This window comes from uncultured Sneathiella sp. (assembly GCF_963976355.1).
GTDB lineage: Bacteria > Pseudomonadota > Alphaproteobacteria > Sneathiellales > Sneathiellaceae > Sneathiella.
In genome coordinates this window covers 38305-57257 of sequence record NZ_CAXBKA010000004.1, presented here as the reverse complement: position 1 = coordinate 57257, position 18953 = coordinate 38305, and the positions used below count along the sequence as shown (strand labels likewise).

The following is an 18953-nucleotide window of genomic DNA, read 5'->3' as shown; positions in this document are numbered from 1 at the left end:
GATCAGAAATGCTGGAACAACTCTCCATCCGCAATATTGTACTGATCGAAAAGCTGGACCTTACCTTTGAAGACGGACTATGTGTGCTGACCGGCGAGACAGGGGCAGGCAAGTCCATACTCCTTGACAGCCTCGCCCTTGCGCTCGGTGCGAGGGCGGACACAAGTCTCCTGCGGGCGGGCGCGGATCAGGGGTCCGTGACGGCGACCTTCAGTCTTGTCCCCACGCATCCGGTCTTTGAAAAAGTGGGGGATATCGAAGTCGAACCGGGCGAGCCACTTATCCTTCGTCGCTCTCTGGGAGCGGATGGCCGCAGCCGTGCCAGCATCAATGACCAGGTTGTGAGCGCCGGGCTGCTCCGCACTGTCGGCGATGCTCTTGTTGAAATTCACGGACAGAATGCGGAGCGAGGCTTGCTGGATGCGCGGAGTCACCGGGCGCTCCTGGATCAGTACGGGCGATTGGACCGTGATGTTTCTGTGACGGCAGGCAAGTTTGAGACTTTACAGGCGGCGGAAGAAAAGCTGGCACATGCCCTTCAGGAAATCGAACAGGCGCGCGTTGATGAAGAGTATTTACGTCATGTCGTCGAAGAGTTAACCGAACTCGCGCCGGAGGAAGGGGAAGAGGAAAAGCTTGCGATACAGCGTTCCAACCTTATGCATGCCGAAAAAATCGCGGAAGCTCTCCGGGACGCAGAGAAGGCGCTTACGGATCATGGGGGGGTCGAAAACCGCATCCGGACCGCGACACGCGCCGTCGAACGCGTGATTGAGAAAGCGGCAGGAAAGTTAGATCCTGTGCTGGAAGGCCTGGAAAGGGCGGCTATCGAAATGGCCGAAGCCCAGGTTATTATCAATTCAGTCGCCGGCGATCTGGATATGGACCCCGCCGGGCTTGAAGTGGTGGAGGAGCGGTTGTTCGCGCTGAGAGCGGCAGCTCGTAAGCATAAATGCGAGGTTGCGGACCTACCCAGGCTCCTGCAAAGCTTTATTATGCGGTTGCAGTCGGTCGAGGATGGGGATCGGGAGGTTGAAGCCCTAAAGAAAGCAGCCTCTGAAGCCCGAAAAGAGTTTATCGACGCCGCCACACAATTATCAGAGAGGCGCGCCGATGCTGCGAAGAAGATGGATGTTGCCGTCATGGCAGAATTAGAGCCGCTTAAACTCGGTACGGCAAAATTCACAACGTTTGTTCGCGATCTGCCGGAGAGTAACTGGGGACCCTCTGGCATAGATAAGGTTTCTTTTCTGGTGGCGACAAATCCCGGAAGTACTGCGGGGCCTCTTATCAAGATTGCTTCGGGCGGTGAACTGTCCCGCTTTATGCTGGCCCTCAAAGTTGTGCTGGCAAAGGTTGGTTCTGCTCCCACGCTGATATTTGACGAGGTCGACCGGGGTGTCGGTGGGGCGACCGCGGACGCGGTAGGAGATCGTCTGCGCCGCCTTGCCGAAGGGTTACAGGTACTGGTTGTCACCCATTCTCCGCAGGTTGCCGCTGCCGGTCAGGCTCACTGGAATATTCGGAAGTCGGAAATGAACAATGTCACGATAACGTCTGTTGATCGCCTCGATCCCTCTGCCCGGACGGAGGAGATTGCCCGTATGCTCTCGGGCGCCAGCATAACGGCGGAAGCCCGTGCCGCCGCTCTCAGCCTGATCGAGGGGTAATACATGGCGGATTTGAAGAACATGACTTCCGAGGAAGCCAAGGAAGTGCATCTTACGCTCGTAGATACTATCAGGAAGCATGACGAATCCTATTACCGGGAAGATGATCCTGCCATTCCCGACGCGGAATATGACGAACTGAGAAAACAGCTGCTTGAACTGGAAGCACGGTTTCCGGAATTGGTCACACCCGATAGCCCGTCGCAGAGTCTTGGCGTTGCTCCGGCCAAGGGATTTGGCAAGGTCAAGCACAAGGTATCCATGTTGTCCCTCGACAACGCCTTTAGCAACGACGAGCTGCGTGAGTTTGAAGGCCGCATCCGGCGGTTTCTCGGGCTGGGACCGGCAGAGGAAGTTGCCTTTTTTGCCGAGCCGAAGATCGATGGTCTCTCCGCAAGCCTGAGATATAAGAAGGGCAGGTTTATTCAGGGAGCCACCCGCGGTGACGGGCAGGTCGGCGAAGATATCACAGCAAACCTGCGCGGTGTCACAGACCTCCCTCTTGAATTTGCAGGTGCAAAGGCACCACCCCCGGATTTGTTTGAAATTCGCGGTGAGGTCTATATGTCGAAGGCGGATTTTTTGGAGCTGAACAAGGCGCAAGCGGAGAGCGGCGGCAAGATATTTGCAAATCCCAGAAATGCAGCTGCGGGCAGCCTGCGGCAACTCGATCATTCAATCACCGCATCGCGGAAATTGCGCTTCTTCGCTTACGCCTGGGGAGAGGCATCCAGTGTGCCGGGACAGACGCAGGCGGAGGTGTTGGCGGCCTTCAAGAACTGGGGTTTTTCGGTAAATCCCTTGTCAGAGGTTTGCGCCAATATGGAAGAGGCGATTGACGCATACCGCAAGATCGAGGAACTCCGGGCGGAGCTCGACTATGATATCGACGGTGTTGTCTTCAAGGTTAACCGTCTTGAATGGCAATCACGCCTCGGGTTTGTCAGCCGCAGCCCGCGCTGGGCGATCGCGCATAAATTTCCGGCCGAGCGGGCGACGACGATTATTGAGGATATCGAAATTCAGGTGGGCCGTACTGGCGCTCTCACCCCTGTTGCCCGGCTTCATCCGGTTACAGTTGGCGGCGTCGTCGTCTCTAACGCAACCTTGCATAACGAAGATGAAATCATACGGAAGGATATCCGCATAGGCGATACTGTGGTGGTGCAGCGGGCGGGCGATGTCATTCCGCAGGTAGTTGAAGTGAACCTTGAAAAGCGCCCCAAGGATAGCGCGCCCTATGAATTCCCGACCCGCTGCCCCATTTGCGGCAGCCATGCGGTTAAGGAGGTCAACGAGACCACGGGTAAAGAGGATGCCGTCCGTCGTTGTACAGGTGGATTGATCTGCCGCGCGCAGGCTGTTGAGAGACTCAAGCATTTTATCTCCCGCAATGCCTTGGATATTGAGGGGCTTGGGGCAAAGCTGATCGAATCCTTTTATCAGGATGGATTGATCAAAACTCCTGCGGACATATTCACTCTTGAGAAGCGGGATGCGGAACCGGGCAACTTGCAGCGGATCAAAAACCGCGAAGGGTTTGGTGAAAAGGCAACCCGTAATCTGTTTGATGCCATTGATGACAAGCGCGAAGTGCCGCTTGACCGTTTTGTCTATGCGCTGGGCATCCGGCATATCGGACAGGGGAATGCGAGGCTGCTGGCCCGGAACTATCTCAGTTTTGACAAGCTCAGATCCAGTCTGAGTGATACCAGTGATAATGCAGGGGACGCCTATGCGGAACTTCTCGATATTGACGGGATCGGCGCTGCGGTGGCAGATGCGGTCACCGAATTTTTCCGTGAGGACCGTAATCAGGAAATGCTCGATGATCTGCTTGCCGAGGTAACGGTAACGGATTTCGATCCGCCGGCGCAGGACAGCGCCGTTGCTGGAAAGACGGTTGTTTTCACCGGAACGCTGGAACTCATGACTCGGCAGGAAATGAAGGCTAAGGCGGAAGGGCTTGGCGCGAAGGTGAGCGGCTCGATCTCGGCCAAAACGGATTATCTGGTGGCAGGCGCCAACGCGGGATCCAAGCTCAAGAAAGCCAAAGATCTAGATGTGACCGTCCTGAACGAACAGGAGTGGCTTGACCTGATCGGAAACTGATATTGCTCCCGTCTAAAGGGGGGCCGTTGCCTCCTGCAACCAGGCGAGCGCGTCACCTTCCACCAGGGATGCCAGCTTTTCGCGTACCTGCTGGTGATAGTTGTTCAGCCAGTTCAGTTCGGACGGGCTGAGCAGTTCCTTATCAATCAGCGCCTTGTCGATTGGCGCAAAGGTCAGGGTTTCGAATCCATAGAGTTCTCGCTCCGCTCCGTCCGGAGGTGTGACCTTCGTGACGGTAACAAGATTTTCTATGCGGATACCATAGGCACCGGTCTTATAGTATCCCGGTTCATTCGAGATAATCATACCGGGGGTGAGGGATACCGTGCTTGGCGCCTTGGAAATTCGCTGCGGTCCCTCATGAACGGAGAGATAGCTGCCCACGCCATGCCCGGTCCCGTGGTCATAATCGAGGCCCGCCGCCCAGAGAGGCGCCCTTGCAAGGGTGTCGAGCTGGCTCCCTGAAGTTCCTTTCGGGAAAAGCGCCGTCGCGATGGCAATATGCCCTTTCAGAACCAGTGTGAAACGATGGCGCATCTCCGGGCTGGGTTCCCCGATTGCAATGGTGCGGGTGATATCAGTCGTACCATCCAGATATTGTGCACCGCTATCGACAAGATAGAGAGAACCCGGCTTTAGTGGTTTGTTGGTTGCTTTGCTGGCGCGGTAGTGAACGATGGCTCCGTTGGAGCCAGCGCCTGAAATCGTATTAAAACTTAGATCACGGAAGTTCTGGCCGGTTTCCCGGAACGACCGGAGCTTTGCTTCCGCTGTCAATTCATCCACATTACCGCTGGTGGCCGTCTCGGACAGCCAATGCAGGAACTTCGCGACCGCTGCGCCGTCACGGATATGAGCCTCGCGAGTGCCGTTAATTTCCGTATCATTCTTGATCGCTTTTGGCAGCAGGCAAGGGTCCTCGCCACGGATAATTTTGGCCTTGGCGTTAGTCAGCTGATCGACAATCTGCTGGCTGGTGACCATGGGATCTATTTGTACCTGCTTGCCGCCGAGCATCGCGAGCGTCTGCTCAAACTCCGAAGGTGGTTTCACGCGGACCATGTTGCCTAAATGCTCCCGCATGGTCGGTGCGAATTTTATCTCGTCGATAAAAAGATCGACCGTCGCATCCTGATAGGTAATCGCAAACCCGAGGGCAAAAGGCGTACAGGGCAAGTCAGCCCCGCGAATATTCAGCAGCCAGGCGACGATATCAGGCAGCGTGTGGACAACAGCATCCACATTCCTTTCGGCCATGCCTGTGGCAATGCGGTTGCGCTTGCTTGCGGATTCTTCGCCAGCGAATTGCTTTTCGTGGGGAACCACGAGGGCCAGGGGCTTTTGGGGACGATCATCCCATACCTTGTCGATCGGATTTTCCGGAACGGATTTGAGGGTTATCCCGTTATGCGACGTATACTTTTTCAAGGTTTTCACACTGTTTTCAGTATGCAGCCACGGATCGATTGCAAGTGTCTCATCAGCTTTCATATTCTCGGACAGCCAGGCCGTCATCGGTTCCTCGCTCACATGACGGGGCGTGAAAAGAGTTGTATCCACTTCATTACGGACCTGAAGAGTATAGCGGCCATCAACGAAGATAGCGGCTTGGTCTTTCAGGACGGCAGCAACGCCCGCGGACCCCGTAAAACCTGTCAGCCATTTCAGCCGCTCGGCAGCAAGTGGGGCGGCCTCACCGTGAAACTCGTCATTGAGGGGGACAATAAACCCGTCGATTTTCTCCCGCGCCATTTCTGCCCGTAATTTCTCCAGCCGGTCTTTCGATGCCGCCGGATTGAGGACGACTGTGCTCAGGTCCTTGCGGATGGCATCCCTTGCAGATTGCAGTTTCTGGAATTCCGTCTCCGAAAGATTTGGAAAAAGCTGATGAAAAAGAATGTCCTCATCCGCCCGCGGCGGTGCGGCAGCGGCGGCACGCAACAGGTGAATTGTTTTACTGTTATCTGCGCCGGGTGTTAATCCGGTGATAATCTGGTTTAACTCAGCGAATTCCATCGATACTTCCTGAAGTCTGCTGCATCCCCCGAAAACAAGGGGTTTTGCATTGAGATATGGCGCTTTTTCGCATAAGTGCGACGCGAGCTATGCAATTTATGCAATGCACCGTTACGATCTTAGCGGGCAAAAATGTGATGCAAGTCATTGTTATTTAATGAATGCAGTGCAATATATTCCTCATCAAAAACGTAGGTAAGGAAAGTCAAATGTACGCAAGAATTGAGAAAGCTGGCAACGCACAGAATTTGCAATTTGGACCCGTCTCCGGGACTCTTTTCAATACTGCATCGCGTTTTCAGCATTTCAAAATTTCGACGCTCTTGCAGTCTATGCGAAAACATATGCGCCTTGCCAAGGAAAAAGCGGAAGTTGTTGTTGAACTGACAAAAGTTCCCCTCGGCGTGGCGGTGAATGATGGTGTTGGGTTTACGCGATGGGCCGCAAATGAGAATTGTCCGGGGCCGGCAACAGAGAGTTACACCCGGTGATGACCGCCCATGAGGGCGATAAAGAATTTTAATGGAGCAGTAAGATGATTAGCTATGGCAAGAAAGAAATTGAAGCATTGGCTTTTATAGAACCGATTAATACGAACAATCTCGTTATCGATACGGAGAAGTACATAAGGAACGCGCATGAACTGAGAAGCGAATTCCTGACCGACGCTCTTCGAAAAATGTATCGGCGTACGGTTGGTAAGTATAAGGAATACCGCCAACTGGAGGCGGCAAAAGAAACTTTATTCGCGATGACGGATCGTGAATTGAAAGATATCGGAATTACCAGATCAGATATTGAACTGGCTGTTGAGGGAAGAAGAGAAATGGCAATGACGACGAAAACCGGCTTCTGGCGTAAGTTGATGAACAAGTTTATTGAGGCCCAGCAGGCCCGCGCTGCATATGTTCATTTGATGGCAATGGACTCACGGCAGCTGGCCGACATTGGCTTAACGCGTAGCGAAGTAGAGGCTGCGGTTAATGGCAACAGGAATGACAGGGCCAACGATAATCTGGTACGGCCGAGCAACACAAACGATCACCGCAAAGCAGGTTGATCGTCACCGGCCGATCCGCCTTTGCCTCCCCCAATGTGAGGCGGGTCGGCCGTCATACATTTCATTTCAGCCGTTTCCTATCGGCTGAGCACTAAAACACTCCAACTGTTGATATTATAACGGCGCTTCAATCTGAGTCCCTGTTGTAAATACGCGCGGCTTACCATAACTTCCTGAGATTGTAACAGCCCGGAAAGCACCAATACACCTCTTCTGGAGAGTGCCTTGCCGATGTTCGGCGCCATTTTCACCAAGGGCCAAGCCAATATATTGGCAACGATCAGGTCATATGGAGCGGATTTCTGCAATATTCGGCTCTGTAGCCCGGCTGCTTGAACTGCGGTAATAAGCGGCGAGAGATGATTTTTACTGGCGTTGTCGCGTGTTACCGTCACTGCTGCGAGGTCAATGTCGCTGGCGATTACCGGTTTTCCCCAGGCCTTCGCAATGGCGAGCGCCAGAACGCCCGAGCCGCAACCAAGATCCAGCGGATTGTTGACGTTCCTGCTTTTTCGTAAATCATCCAGTGCCAGCAAACATCCGTAGGTCGTTTCGTGAAGTCCCGTGCCAAAGGCACGACCCGCATCAATCACAAGATCGTGGCGGGAAATGGCGGGATGCGGCGCGTCGTGAGACCCATGGATATAGAACCGGCCGGCGTCGACTGGCGGCAGCATCTTCTGGCTTTCGCTTACCCAGTCTTTTTGTATTAGCGGCGCAAGTTCGAAGGAGAGGTCCGCGGGAAGTTGGTCCAGCAGATAGGCCTCCGGTTCACCGGAAAAGAGGATATCCAGCCGCCATAGGGAACCATCGCTAACCGCTTCCTCCATCGAGACGGTGAGCGCGACATCTTCAAATATCTCGGAGATGGCGTCGGTTTGTTCAAGCGGCAGGGTAACGGTGAGTTGCCAAAGCGCTGGATCAAGTGGTTTGGACAAAGTTTTCCATCACTTTCTTGACGCCGGCCTTTTCGAAGGCGATTTCCAGTTTGGGGCCGTCTTTCCGTATAATTCTGCCATAGCCGAATTTCTGATGGAAAATACGGCTGCCGACGGAAAACTCTCCGTCACTTGAGGAACCACCAACCGGTTTGGTGCTGTTATCGACAAGCCGCTGGTTGGCGCTCGCCCGCTTTTCAAGAATCTCTTCCAAATGGGAACTATCCGGATTCCGCCAGCTTGAATGGGAGAATCCTTCGCTTATGCGTGCGGTGTTGTAAATTCCCTGATCGGCCCGATCACTTATATGATCCCGCGGGAGCTCATCGACAAAACGGCTGGGAATTGAGGATTGCCACTGGCCATGGATCCGGCGGTTGCTGACATGGCTGATATAACAGCGTTTCTTTGCGCGCGTAATCCCGACATAGGCAAGGCGCCGCTCTTCTTCCAGTGCTTTGAGGCCGTTTTCATCGAGAGCCCGCTGATGCGGAAACAGGCCTTCCTCCCAGCCGGGAAGGAACACTATGTCATACTCAAGTCCCTTGGCGGCATGCAGGGTCATCAGGCTGACCATTTCACTTGTGTTGTCTGCATTATTCTCCATCACGAGGGACACATGTTCCAGAAATTGCGCAAGACTTTCATATTCCGCTATTGCCGGGATAAGCTCTTTCAGGTTTTCGCGTTTCCCCTCAGCTTCCGGTGATTTGTCCTGACGCCACATGTCGAAATAACCGCTTTCCTCCATGACGGCCTCGACCAGTTCGTCAGCCGGGATCAGATCTTTCTGTGCGCGCCAGTCATCGAAACAATCCATCAGTTCCTTCAGGGCCGCCTGCGGCTTCCCTTTGAAGATATTCTTCTCGATGGCGACCCTTGCGGCACGGGATAGCGACAGATTTTCCGCACGCGCGAGTGTCCGCAGTTTTTCCAGCGCCTTGTCACCCAGGCCCCGCTTCGGAAGATTATAAATCCGTTCGAACGCGAGATCATCGTCCGGCTGATTTATGACACGCAAATAGGCCAGCACATCGCGGATTTCCCGACGTTCATAGAATCGCAGGCCTCCAATTACACGATATTTTATACCCATGCTCAGAAAGCATTCTTCAAAGTCGCGGGTCTGAAAACTGGCGCGAACCAGAATGGCTATTTCCTGTAGACTTGTGCCCTTGCGCTGCAGATTTTCTATTTCATCGGCGATCCAGCGCGCCTCGTTCGGGCTGTCCCAAAGACCGTTCAGGATAACCTTCTCTCCATCATTGCCTTCTGTAAACAGGGTCTTGCCGAGGCGCCCTTCATTATTGGCGATCAGTCCCGATGCGGCGCCCAGAATATGGGATGTGGAGCGATAATTCCTCTCAAGCCGGATCACCTTCGCACCCGGAAAATCATCTTCGAATTTCAGGATGTTGCCAACCTCGGCCCCGCGCCAGCCGTAGATCGACTGATCATCATCACCTACGCAGCAGATATTTCTGTGCCGTTGGGCAAGCAGCCGGAGCAGAAGATACTGCGCGATGTTCGTATCCTGATATTCATCCACCAGGATATATTTGAACCGGTTCTGGTAAATGCTGAGAATATCGGGGTTCTTCTGAAACAGTGTCAGCACATGAAGCAACAGGTCCCCGAAATCGCAGGCATTCTGGGCGGCCAGCCGCTCCTGATAGAGAGCATAGAGCGCGGCCGCTTTTCCATGTGCGAAATCGGAGCTTTCCGGCCCCTGAACCTGATCTGCCCGCAGTCCTTTGTCTTTCCACCGGTCTATGACAGCGGCGAGACCACGCGGCGGCCATTTCTTCTGGTCGATGCCTTGTTCCGTCATGATTTGCTTCAGCAGGCGAAGCTGGTCATCGGGATCAAGAATATTGAAGTTTCGTTCAAGGCCAACCAGTTCTGCATGACGGCGAAGAAGCCAGACCCCGATAGCGTGAAAAGTACCGAGCTTGATCTCTATTGCCTGGGGGCCGACAATATTTGCCGTCCGCTCCTGCATCTCGTTGGCAGCCTTGTTGGTGAAGGTAACGGCAAGAATCTCCCATGGGCGGACATCCCGGCAGTTGAGGATATGGGCTAGGCGGGAAATGAGGACCCGGGTTTTACCTGTGCCAGCCCCGGCAAGCACCAGAACCGGTCCGTCGAGCGCCTCAACAGCCGCTTTCTGGCCGCTGTTCAACCCGTCAAGATATTTGAAATTGCCGTTTTCAGGGCGCGTCCCTGTGTCTTCAAAACTGCCGATGTCAAATCTGTCTTCCATGGGTCAAGATATAGCTCAAGCTTAGACGTGAGGCTACCGCCTATCATCGAAATTACCGGAAAACTTTATCGCGGGTATCGTCCTGCGCAGAGAGTAGCGCGGCGTTATAGGCATGGAGCAGGTCTTTATGGTGGAGGATGCCAATCAGCCGCCGCTCAACCGCCCTGTTAATGACAGGAATATGGTCGATCCCGGCTTTTTCGATAATCTCAACGGCCGATTTAAGGCTGGTATCGGGGAACAGGACAGGGTTGTCTGCATGCACAAGATCGAGCGCGGTTAAATTCTCTCTTGGCTCATCCCCGAACAGGCCAGTCTTAATGTCACTGTAATCGATGCGGCCGATAAACTCATGGGTTTCCGGCTCGACCACAACGAACTTGTCATGATTTGTGTTACTGATGATCTTGCGAAGTTCCTGCATTGTGGTTTGCTTGGGTACCTCGATGAATTCCCGGTCCATGATCCCGCGTACCTGGCGAAAGCTGAGTGCCCGTAATGCGCGGCTTTCGTTAACGTCAACATTGCGATTCAAAAGCTGTGTCTGCCAGATGCTGCGACCGACCAGATGCTTGGTGATCAGCGTTGCCACGGAAACGGCAACCATGACGGCGATGGAAATTTTGTAGTCACCTGTCAGTTCGAAGACGATCAGGATCGTGGAAATCGGTGCACCGAGAACTGATGCCGCGACGGCAGACATGCCGATGATGGCGTAGAGACCGTGACTGGCTGCCATTTGCGGAAATGCTGTCGCCGCAATCAGCCCGAACGCTCCGCCCGTCATGGCGCCAATGAACAGGGCCGGCGAGAAAAAGCCGCCACCAAAACGGGAGCCGAAGGTGATGCCGACGGCAATTGTCTTGACCACAATCAGGATCAACAATAGCAAAAGGGGGTAATTTCCCTTAAGGGCATTGTCCGTCGCCTCGTACCCGACACCGATAATATGCGGGTAGAAAACGGCGATGCCGCCGAGAACCAGTCCACCGGCGGCGGGGCGCAACACCTCCGGTATATGAAAGCGGTCTATGGTCTGTTCCGAGAACTTGATGCTCCAGATAAAAATCAGGGAAACCAGCGCCGCGACGGCACCCAACAGCGCAATTGCGGGGAACTCCCAAAGTGTCACGATTTCGTAGCGGGGAATAATAAAAGCCGGAAAATCACCAACATAAATCCGGCTGATAACGGTGCCGATCACAGAGGCAATCACGATGGGCGCAAAAGCCTGAGTCGCAAGCGATCCGACCACCACCTCAAGGGCGAAGAACATCCCGGCGATAGGTGCATTAAAGGAGGCCGCAACGCCCGAAGAGACACCGCAGGCAATCAGGGTCAGATAGTATTTGGAGGGCAGCCGCATGAGCTGTCCAAGCTGGCTGGCGATCAGGGCACAGAAATGAACGACCGGCCCTTCACGTCCGCTTGACCCGCCTCCGCCGAGGGTAAGAGCGCTGACAAAGACGGCCCCTAATCCCGGAATGAGCTTCATCTTACCGCGATTTACAATCACGGCTTCTATAACATCGGCGACGCCCTGAGCGCGATGTCCCGGCAGGATAAATTTCCAGAATAACCCAATGATCAATCCGGCAACTACCGGGGCGCCCATAATATGCCACCATGGCAGGTCCGCGACCTGTGAAACGACATCGTGGCTGTTAAAGCCGTAAAACAGATGCTGTATTTCCGCGATGGCGATACGAAAACCGACTGCGCCATACCCGGCGAGCAGACCAATGGCAATGGCGCAGACTATCAGTTTAACCGGCGTGCTACTTGTCGCGGTGCGGATCGGGCTTAGAATTTTTTCCCCGGTGCGGGAATTTTCAGAGACGGCCATAGGCAGCCATTCATCCAGTCCATTTATTTTTTATTGGGCAAACTATTTGCCTGAATACCAGATGTATCGCGAATGTTTTAAAGTTTCAATAATTTCAAGGCTTTTTATCGCTATCTGCCTAAATATTCCCGCGCCCAGCCAAGAGTCTCTGTCGTTCCTGACGAAGGCGTGTATTCGCAACCGATCCAGCCGTCGTAGCCTTCGCTCTCGAGAAAGTCAAAAATATAGGGATAATTAATCTCACCATTGTCCGGTTCGGATCGGTCGGGCGGATTGGCAATCTGGATATGGCGGATGAGCGGGGCAAATTTCGTAAACTGTCTGATGATATCGCCATCGGTTTTCTGCACATGATAGATATCAAACTGCAGACGAAGGTTTGGATGGTTAATCTCTTCAATGAGCGTTGCCGCCATGCTTGCGCTTTCGAGGAAGTACCCGGGCATGTCCTTGTTATTGATAGCCTCGATCAGAATTGTGATGTCGGCAGTCTCCGCGGCCGCAGCGGCAATACGCAAATTATGCCGGTAGACCGCAAGTTGCGTATCATGGGTAACGGTGTTGTCACGAATACCGGCCATTACATGTAGCCGCGTGCAACCGAGCGCTCCAGCATACTCGATCGCCTGATGGAGCGTCGCCTGAAACTCCGCTTCCCGTCCGGTCAGGCTTGCAAGACCGCGTTCCCCCTTTGTAAAATCGCCGGCCCGGACATTGAACAAGACCTGTTCAAGGTTATTCCGCTCAAGGTGACATTTTATTTCGGCCGCGTCGAAATCATAGGGGAAGAGATACTCGACGCCCTTAAAACCATCACCGGCGGCGGCGGCGAAACGATCCAGAAATGGCAGGTCCTGATATAGAAAGCTTAAATTGGCGGCGAATTTGAGGGGCATGAAACTAGGTTCCGGCCCGGGTTTCTTCGACAATGGGTTTGGCGAAGGAAGGGGCCTGGTCCCAGGGGAAAAGGATCCAGGTGTCCTGACTCACTTCCGTAATGAAGGTGTCAACCTGATCCAGCCCTTTTGGCTTGGCATAGATTGTCGCAAAATGAGCTTTCGGTACCATTTTTCTGACATGTCGTGCGGTAATTCCGCTATCGACAAGGTCGTCAACGATGACCCAACCGTCGCCGTCATCCGGCAGTTCCAGACCCTTTATCAAATTCACTTCGCCGACGGACTTGTCGTCACGATAGGCCGCTATGCAAACCGTATCGATGTGACGGATATCGAGTTCGCGGGCGACAATGGCCGCGGGAACCATGCCGCCACGGGTGACGGCGATAACGCCTTTGAAGGGAGATTTTTCCATTAGCCGCCAAGCCAGCGCCCGCCCGTTGCGATGAAGTTCTTCCCAGGAAACCGGAAAATATTTTACATAACCCGCACCGATAGACATCTCATCCCCCATTTTTATGTGCCATTTGTTTTAAACCGGCTATAAAAAGAATAAAAGCTTCGATTTTGCTACGTTGACGGCGGCGGCTTTTATCGGCACTGAATTTACGGTAGGCTTCTTCATGGCATCAAGACCCCCGACAATGGCCCAACTCAGATATCTTCGGCTTGGACGTTTCCAGCCGGGCGGGAAGCTTCCTATTTTTGATCCGAATGGGCAACAGATCAGCAAGGCGGTAATCAAAAGCTGCCTGAAAAAGGGGTGGGTGCAGACCTGGTTCGACAATCCGATCAAGCCGGACTGGCTCGTTTGCAAATTGACGGAGGAGGGGCGGCGGATAATCGATAAACACACAGATAGCCATTGATCGCAGAGCTGCGTTTTGTGACCGCGCTCGCAAATATCGTGATTTCCGACGCAGGGTACTTTTGCAATCCATCCAATAATGGCAAACTTTCCCAATTCGATAATCTACAGGTGAGGCAAGATCATGACTGGGACCATGGGCGAACTTATTATCGTAGCATTGGCCTTTCTTCTCATTCATGTGGTGCCGTCCAGTTTTCTGCGTGGAAAGCTGGTGTCCGTACTGGGAGAGAATGGATATATGGCAGGCTTCAGCCTTGCCTCTCTCATACTGCTGGTATGGATGGTCATTGCCTATCGTGCGGCCCCGTTGGGGGGCATGCTGTGGGATGCTGGGAATGCCGGGCGCTATCTTGGTGCTTTGCTGATGTTGATTGCCTCAATCTTGTTTGTTGGCGGCATTACAAGCCCTAATCCGACCGCGATTGGCGCAGGAAAGTTGATTGATCGCGAAAGTGCTTCTGAAGGCTTCAATGCCATAACCCGTCATCCCATGATGTGGAGCTTTGCCTTATGGTCGCTGACCCATGTCATTAACAATGGGGATGTTGCCGCTGTCATCTTCTTCGGAACCTTCGGGGTGCTCGCCCTGGCGGGAACCGTGCTCATTGACGCAAAGAAGGCGCGGCAGCTAAAGGACGGATGGGGCAAGTTCAAGGCGCGAACGTCGAACGTTCCCTTTGCCGCCATTCTTCAGGGTCAGGCGAAACTCTCGATCAAACCGCTTTGGTGGCGGATATTGCTCGGCATCGTCCTGTATGCCGGGCTTTTCCATTTTCACAGTTTTGTCTTCGGTGTTTCGCCTACGCCCTATTGATGGAGCATTTAGTTATCTCAATAGATGACACAGGTCGTATTGCCGGTGGCATACACCTTGCCGTCTTCACCCACCAGACGGCCTTCCGAAGTTGCGATCTTCCGGCCCTTATGCACGACCTCGGCTGTTACGGTGACTTTGCCCATGCCAGGCAGCATCGCCCGAAGATATTTTATGTTGAGATCGACGGTTGTGTATCTCTCTCCCGGCTCCAGCACCGTATGGATGGCGCATCCAAGCGCGGAATCGAGTAGCGTCGCTGCATAGCCGCCATGCACGGTGCCAAGCGGGTTCAGATGTTTTTCGCCGGGCACACCCGTGAAAACGGCTTTGCCATGGGAAACTTCGGACAGATCAAAGCCAAGTGTTTGTGATATGGGCGGCGGTGTGCCGCCTTCGATAATGGAGAGCATTTGCTGAAGTCCCGTCATTTCCTTGCGGGATTCCTCCAGCTCTTTTTTCTTGTTCAATGCAATCATCGCGCGGGTTCCTTGTCTTGCGAGAATTATATCTGGAAGATAAGAATTTTTATTAAAACGAAAATATGCTAATTTTGAATATACTCTATTCAAAAATGAATAAATATGTCTTGGGATCTATATCGATATTTTCTGTCAGTTGCCGAAACCGGGAGCCTTTCCGCCGCGGCCCGGCAGCTGTCAGTATCGCAGCCAACTGTTGGCCGGCAGATTGCCGAGCTTGAGAAGCGATTAGAGACGCGCCTTTTCGAGCGAGCTTCCCATGGATATCTTTTGACCCCGGCCGGACAGCGGATTCGCGCGCGGATCGAGAGAGTGTCGGCCGATCTCATCGGCGCAGAGCAGCAGATACGCGGCATGGATAAATCGCTTTCCGGTTTGATCCGTGTCTCCGCGACCGAAGGATTTGGCAGCTACTGGCTGACCCCGAAGCTGAGCGAATTTCAGGAGCGCCATCCGAATATCCAGTTTGAACTCATGCTCAATATATCTGTCGTTAATTTGCGAAAACGCGAGGCGGATATCGCCCTTCGTCTCGCAAACCCTCGGGTTTCAGACCTTGTGGGCCGTAAGGTCGGGCAGGCGGGTTTTGGCCTCTACGGTGCCAAAGCCTATTTTGAGAAGAAGGGGACGCCAAAGGCAATCGCTGATCTTATCCATCATGACTTCGTTGGGTGGCAATCAGGACCGAATGATTTCGTGCTAAGCGCCGCACTTGGTGAATTGGCGTCCCCGGCCCAGATAAAGTTTCGCTGCGACACAGTTGCGGCGCAGATCGCGGCTGTTTCCCACGGGATCGGATTATTTCTCGTTCCCCATTATCTTGTCCCGAAAGATGGCCGCTTTGTAAGGCTGTTCCCGCGGGAGATTGACCAGAAAATCGATATGTGGCTGTTGACCCATCGCGACCTTGTCAGGGCGCAGCGTATGCGCGCGCTTCTCGATTTTTTATATGATCAATTCCAACGCGATAGAAAAATGTTTCTGGGGGAGGACTGATGTATCCTATTCGGCGAAAAAGGAAATGGTCAGGAATATACCGGCGCTGAGCAATGCCGCGGAAGGCACCGTAATCACCCAGGCCGCAATGATCGTCATCAATTGCGAGCGTCGTACCAGCTTTTTGGGCCGATTCTCGGATTGATCCAGATCAGTCGCCGGCAGGTTACTGTCAGGATGGATTTTCTCGTCACGCATGCTGGCTCGCAGTTTCCTTGCTCGTCGCTCCGTATCCCATTCACGAAAGAACCCGACACCAAACACAGCCCCGACGGCAATGTGAGTTGAACTCACGGGCAACCCGAGGGCAGAGGCAACCAACACGGTGATGCCAGCCGACAGAGCAACGCAATATGCCCGCATCGGATTCATTTTGGTGATCTGCTCTCCAACCGTTCGGATCAGCTTGGGTCCAAACAGGAAGAGCCCGGCGCTCAGGCCCGCGGCACCGATCAGCATGACCCAGAGCGGGATGCCCACCTTGGCATCGATGGCGCCGGAAGTGGAGGTTTCCACGATTGCCGCAAGCGGACCGACTGCATTGGCTACGTCATTGGCCCCATGGGCAAAGGATAGAAGCGCGGCGGAACAGATAAGCGGAATTGTAAACAGGGCACGAACGGATTTATTCCGGTTTTCCATACCTTTGGAGGTGCGATGAATGATAGGTTTGACGATGGCGTAGGTGCCAGCAAAAAACGCCAGGGAAATCGCAATAACGGTTACGAGATCCGGCCTCCAGATCCGCTTGAGCCCCTTGGTCACAAGATACGCCGAGAAAACGCCCGCCATGATCGCCACGAGCAGCGGCACCCAGCGCCGGGAGGCGGATACCTTGTCTTCCTTGTAGATGACATTGTATTTTATGAACGCAAGAAAAAGGGCGGCGATGGCCCCACCCATAACCGGGGAAATAACCCAGCTCGCGGCGATGGCGCTCATAGTTTCCCAATTGACAATACTGAAGCCCGCCGCCGCAATGCCAGCACCCATCACACCACCGACAACAGCATGGGTGGTCGAAACCGGCGCACCCACCCAGGTTGCAATATTTACCCAGAGCGCCGCGGCAAACAGCGCCGACATCATGGCCCAGATGAATATCTCGCTATTCTGCATAGAAGACGGGTTTATGATGCCTTTCTGAATGGTGTTGACGACATCGCCACCCGCAAGAATCGCACCTGCCGCCTCGAATATGGCCGCGATTACAAGGGCACCGAACATGGTCAGTGCACGTGAGCCGACGGCGGGCCCGACATTGTTGGCAACGTCATTGGCGCCGATATTGAGCGCCATATATCCGCCGATAATCGCTGCAATGATAATCAGGGTAGAATGCTCACCCGCAGTGGTAACGCTTGCGGAAAAGGCCCAGACTATCAGCAAAAACAGAACCGCCAGCGCGAGCGCCTTGTATCGGGCGCTGCTGTGCATCGCCTCGGTACCAATTTTCTCGATACGACCAAGATCTTTATCGAGTGTTTGCTTTACCATGTTTTCACCAAGCCTGTTTTCAGAGTAGGGGCCTAATTGTCATAAAATTGTCATGATTTCTAGTCCTCACCGTCAAAGAATCAAAGGATGTTTGCGTCGTGGCTATATATACCGCGCTAATCCCGGCTTTTATTTGTCCACCGGCCTGTGATAGTGTCTTATGAAAATACGCCGGATTTTTCCTTCAAAGGATGAGAATAATGAGAATACTTCCTGAACTGAAAGAGTTGCATAGTGAAATGACCGAATGGCGTCATCGCATCCACAAGCATCCTGAAACCGCGTTCGAGGAGTATGAAACATCGGATTTCGTGGCCGAGAAACTGGAAAGCTTCGGAATTGAAGTGCATCGTGGCTTGGCGAAGACAGGCGTTGTCGGGACCCTGAAGAACGGCAGCGGAAACCGGGCAATCGGACTTCGGGCGGATATGGATGCCCTTGATCTCCAGGAACTCAATGAATTCGAACACCGGTCTCAGGTCGATGGAAAAATGCATGGATGTGGACATGATGGCCATACGGTGATGCTGCTGGGCGCGGCCAAGCATCTGGCGGAAACAAAGAATTTTGACGGAACGGTGCGGTTTATCTTCCAGCCCGCAGAGGAAAATGTGGCTGGCGGACGGGTTATGATCAGTGATGGCCTGTTTGAAAAATTTCCCGTGGATAGTGTCTATGGAATGCATAATATGCCCGGACATGAAGTGGGAACATTTGCCGTGCGCAAAGGACCCATCATGGCATCGGCGGATTTTTTTGAGGCGCGGGTGATTGGTGTCGGCGGACATGGTGCTTTCCCGCACCAGACAACGGATCCGGTTGTGATCTCGGCCGAAATTATTCAGGCCTGGCAAAATATCGTTAGCCGTAACGTCGACCCTCTTCAGTCGGCTGTTGTGACAGTGGCCCAGATACATGGCGGGCATACCGGCAACGTCATCCCTGAGGAAGTCGTGATGAATGGAACAACGCGCGCATTCGATCCGGCGGTTCAGGATATGATCGAGAACAGGATGCGGCAGCTTGCTGTCGGGATCGCGGAGGCACATGGCGCGAAATGCGAGTTTAAATATGACCGGCGCTACGCTCCCACGATCAACACGGAGGATGAGACGGATCTGGCCGTCGCGGCGGCGACAGAGCTGGTAGGCGATACAAATGTGAACAAGGATGTTACTCCGGTCATGGGAGCGGAGGATTTCTCATGGATGCTGCGGGAGCGTCCGGGCTGCTATATTATGATTGCCAATGGCTCCGGTGAGGGCAGCTGCCATATTCATAATCCCAACTATGACTTTAATGACGAAATCCTGCCTCTTGGCGCCAATTACTGGGTGCAATTGACTGAGCAGATTCTGACGCGGGAAGCAAATTAGAGGCATTCTTATGTCACTTTTTGGCCAATTTGGGCCAAATTTTCGTGATCTAGATTACAAAATAGCCATAAACATGCTGGTTTTCATCGTTTGGTGACATCACTTTAGGTACA

The 18953-nt window shown here is 53.5% G+C and carries 16 protein-coding genes; 8 read left to right on the top strand and 8 right to left on the bottom strand.

The window, feature by feature from the left end; genetic code table 11:
* Positions 1-8: 8 nt before the first annotated feature.
* Both recN and ligA read left to right on the top strand, forming a co-directional pair.
* Positions 9-1670: a DNA repair protein RecN gene (gene recN / locus AAC599_RS10530; RefSeq protein WP_340150355.1), complete on the top strand. Its 1662-nt coding sequence runs from the start codon at positions 9-11 to the stop codon at positions 1668-1670.
* Positions 1671-1673: 3 nt separating this feature from the next.
* The gene (ligA, locus tag AAC599_RS10525) at positions 1674-3782 is read left to right on the top strand and encodes an NAD-dependent DNA ligase LigA (protein ID WP_340150354.1); all 2109 of its coding nucleotides are present in this window, start codon (positions 1674-1676) and stop codon (positions 3780-3782) included.
* A 12-nt stretch (positions 3783-3794) separates the two neighbouring features.
* On the opposite strand, the gene AAC599_RS10520 is transcribed toward ligA, so the two are convergent.
* Positions 3795-5798, bottom strand: a complete 2004-nt coding sequence (locus AAC599_RS10520) for an aminopeptidase P family protein (protein ID WP_340150353.1) — start codon at positions 5796-5798, stop codon at positions 3795-3797.
* A 209-nt stretch (positions 5799-6007) separates the two neighbouring features.
* Here AAC599_RS10520 and AAC599_RS10515 point away from each other — a divergent pair, with 209 nt between their 5' ends.
* Together AAC599_RS10515 and AAC599_RS10510 are read left to right on the top strand one after the other, a co-directional pair.
* Positions 6008-6289, top strand: coding sequence for a hypothetical protein (locus AAC599_RS10515; RefSeq protein WP_340150352.1), 282 nt, complete (start codon positions 6008-6010; stop codon positions 6287-6289).
* A gap of 44 nt (positions 6290-6333) precedes the next feature.
* The gene (locus AAC599_RS10510) at positions 6334-6858 is read left to right on the top strand and encodes a DUF1127 domain-containing protein (RefSeq protein WP_340150351.1); all 525 of its coding nucleotides are present in this window, start codon (positions 6334-6336) and stop codon (positions 6856-6858) included.
* Positions 6859-6935: 77 nt separating this feature from the next.
* Here AAC599_RS10510 and AAC599_RS10505 read toward each other — a convergent pair whose 3' ends face one another.
* From AAC599_RS10505 to gpt, 5 genes are all read right to left on the bottom strand, one after another.
* The gene (locus AAC599_RS10505; protein ID WP_340150350.1) at positions 6936-7796 is read right to left on the bottom strand and encodes a 50S ribosomal protein L11 methyltransferase; all 861 of its coding nucleotides are present in this window, start codon (positions 7794-7796) and stop codon (positions 6936-6938) included.
* Complete coding sequence (locus AAC599_RS10500) at positions 7780-10059, bottom strand: UvrD-helicase domain-containing protein (protein ID WP_340150349.1); 2280 nt, start codon at positions 10057-10059, stop codon at positions 7780-7782. The genes AAC599_RS10505 and AAC599_RS10500 overlap by 17 nt, the downstream gene beginning before the upstream one ends.
* 52 nt (positions 10060-10111) lie before the next feature.
* The gene (locus AAC599_RS10495) at positions 10112-11905 is read right to left on the bottom strand and encodes a chloride channel protein (protein WP_340150348.1); all 1794 of its coding nucleotides are present in this window, start codon (positions 11903-11905) and stop codon (positions 10112-10114) included.
* Between the two features lie 110 nt (positions 11906-12015).
* A complete protein-coding gene (gene otnI / locus AAC599_RS10490) occupies positions 12016-12801 on the bottom strand; it encodes a 2-oxo-tetronate isomerase (protein WP_340150347.1) in 786 nt (261 codons plus the stop codon).
* 4 nt (positions 12802-12805) lie between these two features.
* On the bottom strand, positions 12806-13306 hold the full coding sequence (gpt, locus tag AAC599_RS10485; RefSeq protein ID WP_293959350.1) for a xanthine phosphoribosyltransferase: 501 nt from the start codon (positions 13304-13306) through the stop codon (positions 12806-12808).
* Between the two features lie 142 nt (positions 13307-13448).
* Between gpt and AAC599_RS10480 the strand changes: the two genes are divergently transcribed.
* Both AAC599_RS10480 and AAC599_RS10475 read left to right on the top strand, forming a co-directional pair.
* A complete protein-coding gene (locus AAC599_RS10480; RefSeq protein WP_340150346.1) occupies positions 13449-13673 on the top strand; it encodes a hypothetical protein in 225 nt (74 codons plus the stop codon).
* 123 nt (positions 13674-13796) lie between these two features.
* Positions 13797-14489, top strand: coding sequence for an NnrU family protein (locus AAC599_RS10475; protein WP_340150345.1), 693 nt, complete (start codon positions 13797-13799; stop codon positions 14487-14489).
* Positions 14490-14506: 17 nt separating this feature from the next.
* Here the strand turns inward: AAC599_RS10475 and AAC599_RS10470 are convergent, their stop codons facing one another.
* Complete coding sequence (locus tag AAC599_RS10470) at positions 14507-14968, bottom strand: PaaI family thioesterase (protein WP_340150344.1); 462 nt, start codon at positions 14966-14968, stop codon at positions 14507-14509.
* Between the two features lie 105 nt (positions 14969-15073).
* On the opposite strand from AAC599_RS10470, the gene AAC599_RS10465 reads away from it, so the two are divergent.
* Positions 15074-15967: a LysR family transcriptional regulator gene (locus AAC599_RS10465; protein WP_340150343.1), complete on the top strand. Its 894-nt coding sequence runs from the start codon at positions 15074-15076 to the stop codon at positions 15965-15967.
* Between the two features lie 6 nt (positions 15968-15973).
* Here the strand turns inward: AAC599_RS10465 and AAC599_RS10460 are convergent, their stop codons facing one another.
* Positions 15974-17464 carry an inorganic phosphate transporter gene (locus AAC599_RS10460; RefSeq protein ID WP_340150342.1) on the bottom strand — a complete coding sequence of 497 codons (1491 nt, stop codon included), beginning with the start codon at positions 17462-17464 and terminating at the stop codon, positions 15974-15976.
* 200 nt (positions 17465-17664) lie between these two features.
* Here AAC599_RS10460 and AAC599_RS10455 point away from each other — a divergent pair, with 200 nt between their 5' ends.
* The gene (locus AAC599_RS10455; RefSeq protein WP_340150341.1) at positions 17665-18840 is read left to right on the top strand and encodes a M20 aminoacylase family protein; all 1176 of its coding nucleotides are present in this window, start codon (positions 17665-17667) and stop codon (positions 18838-18840) included.
* Positions 18841-18953: the final 113 nt, after the last annotated feature.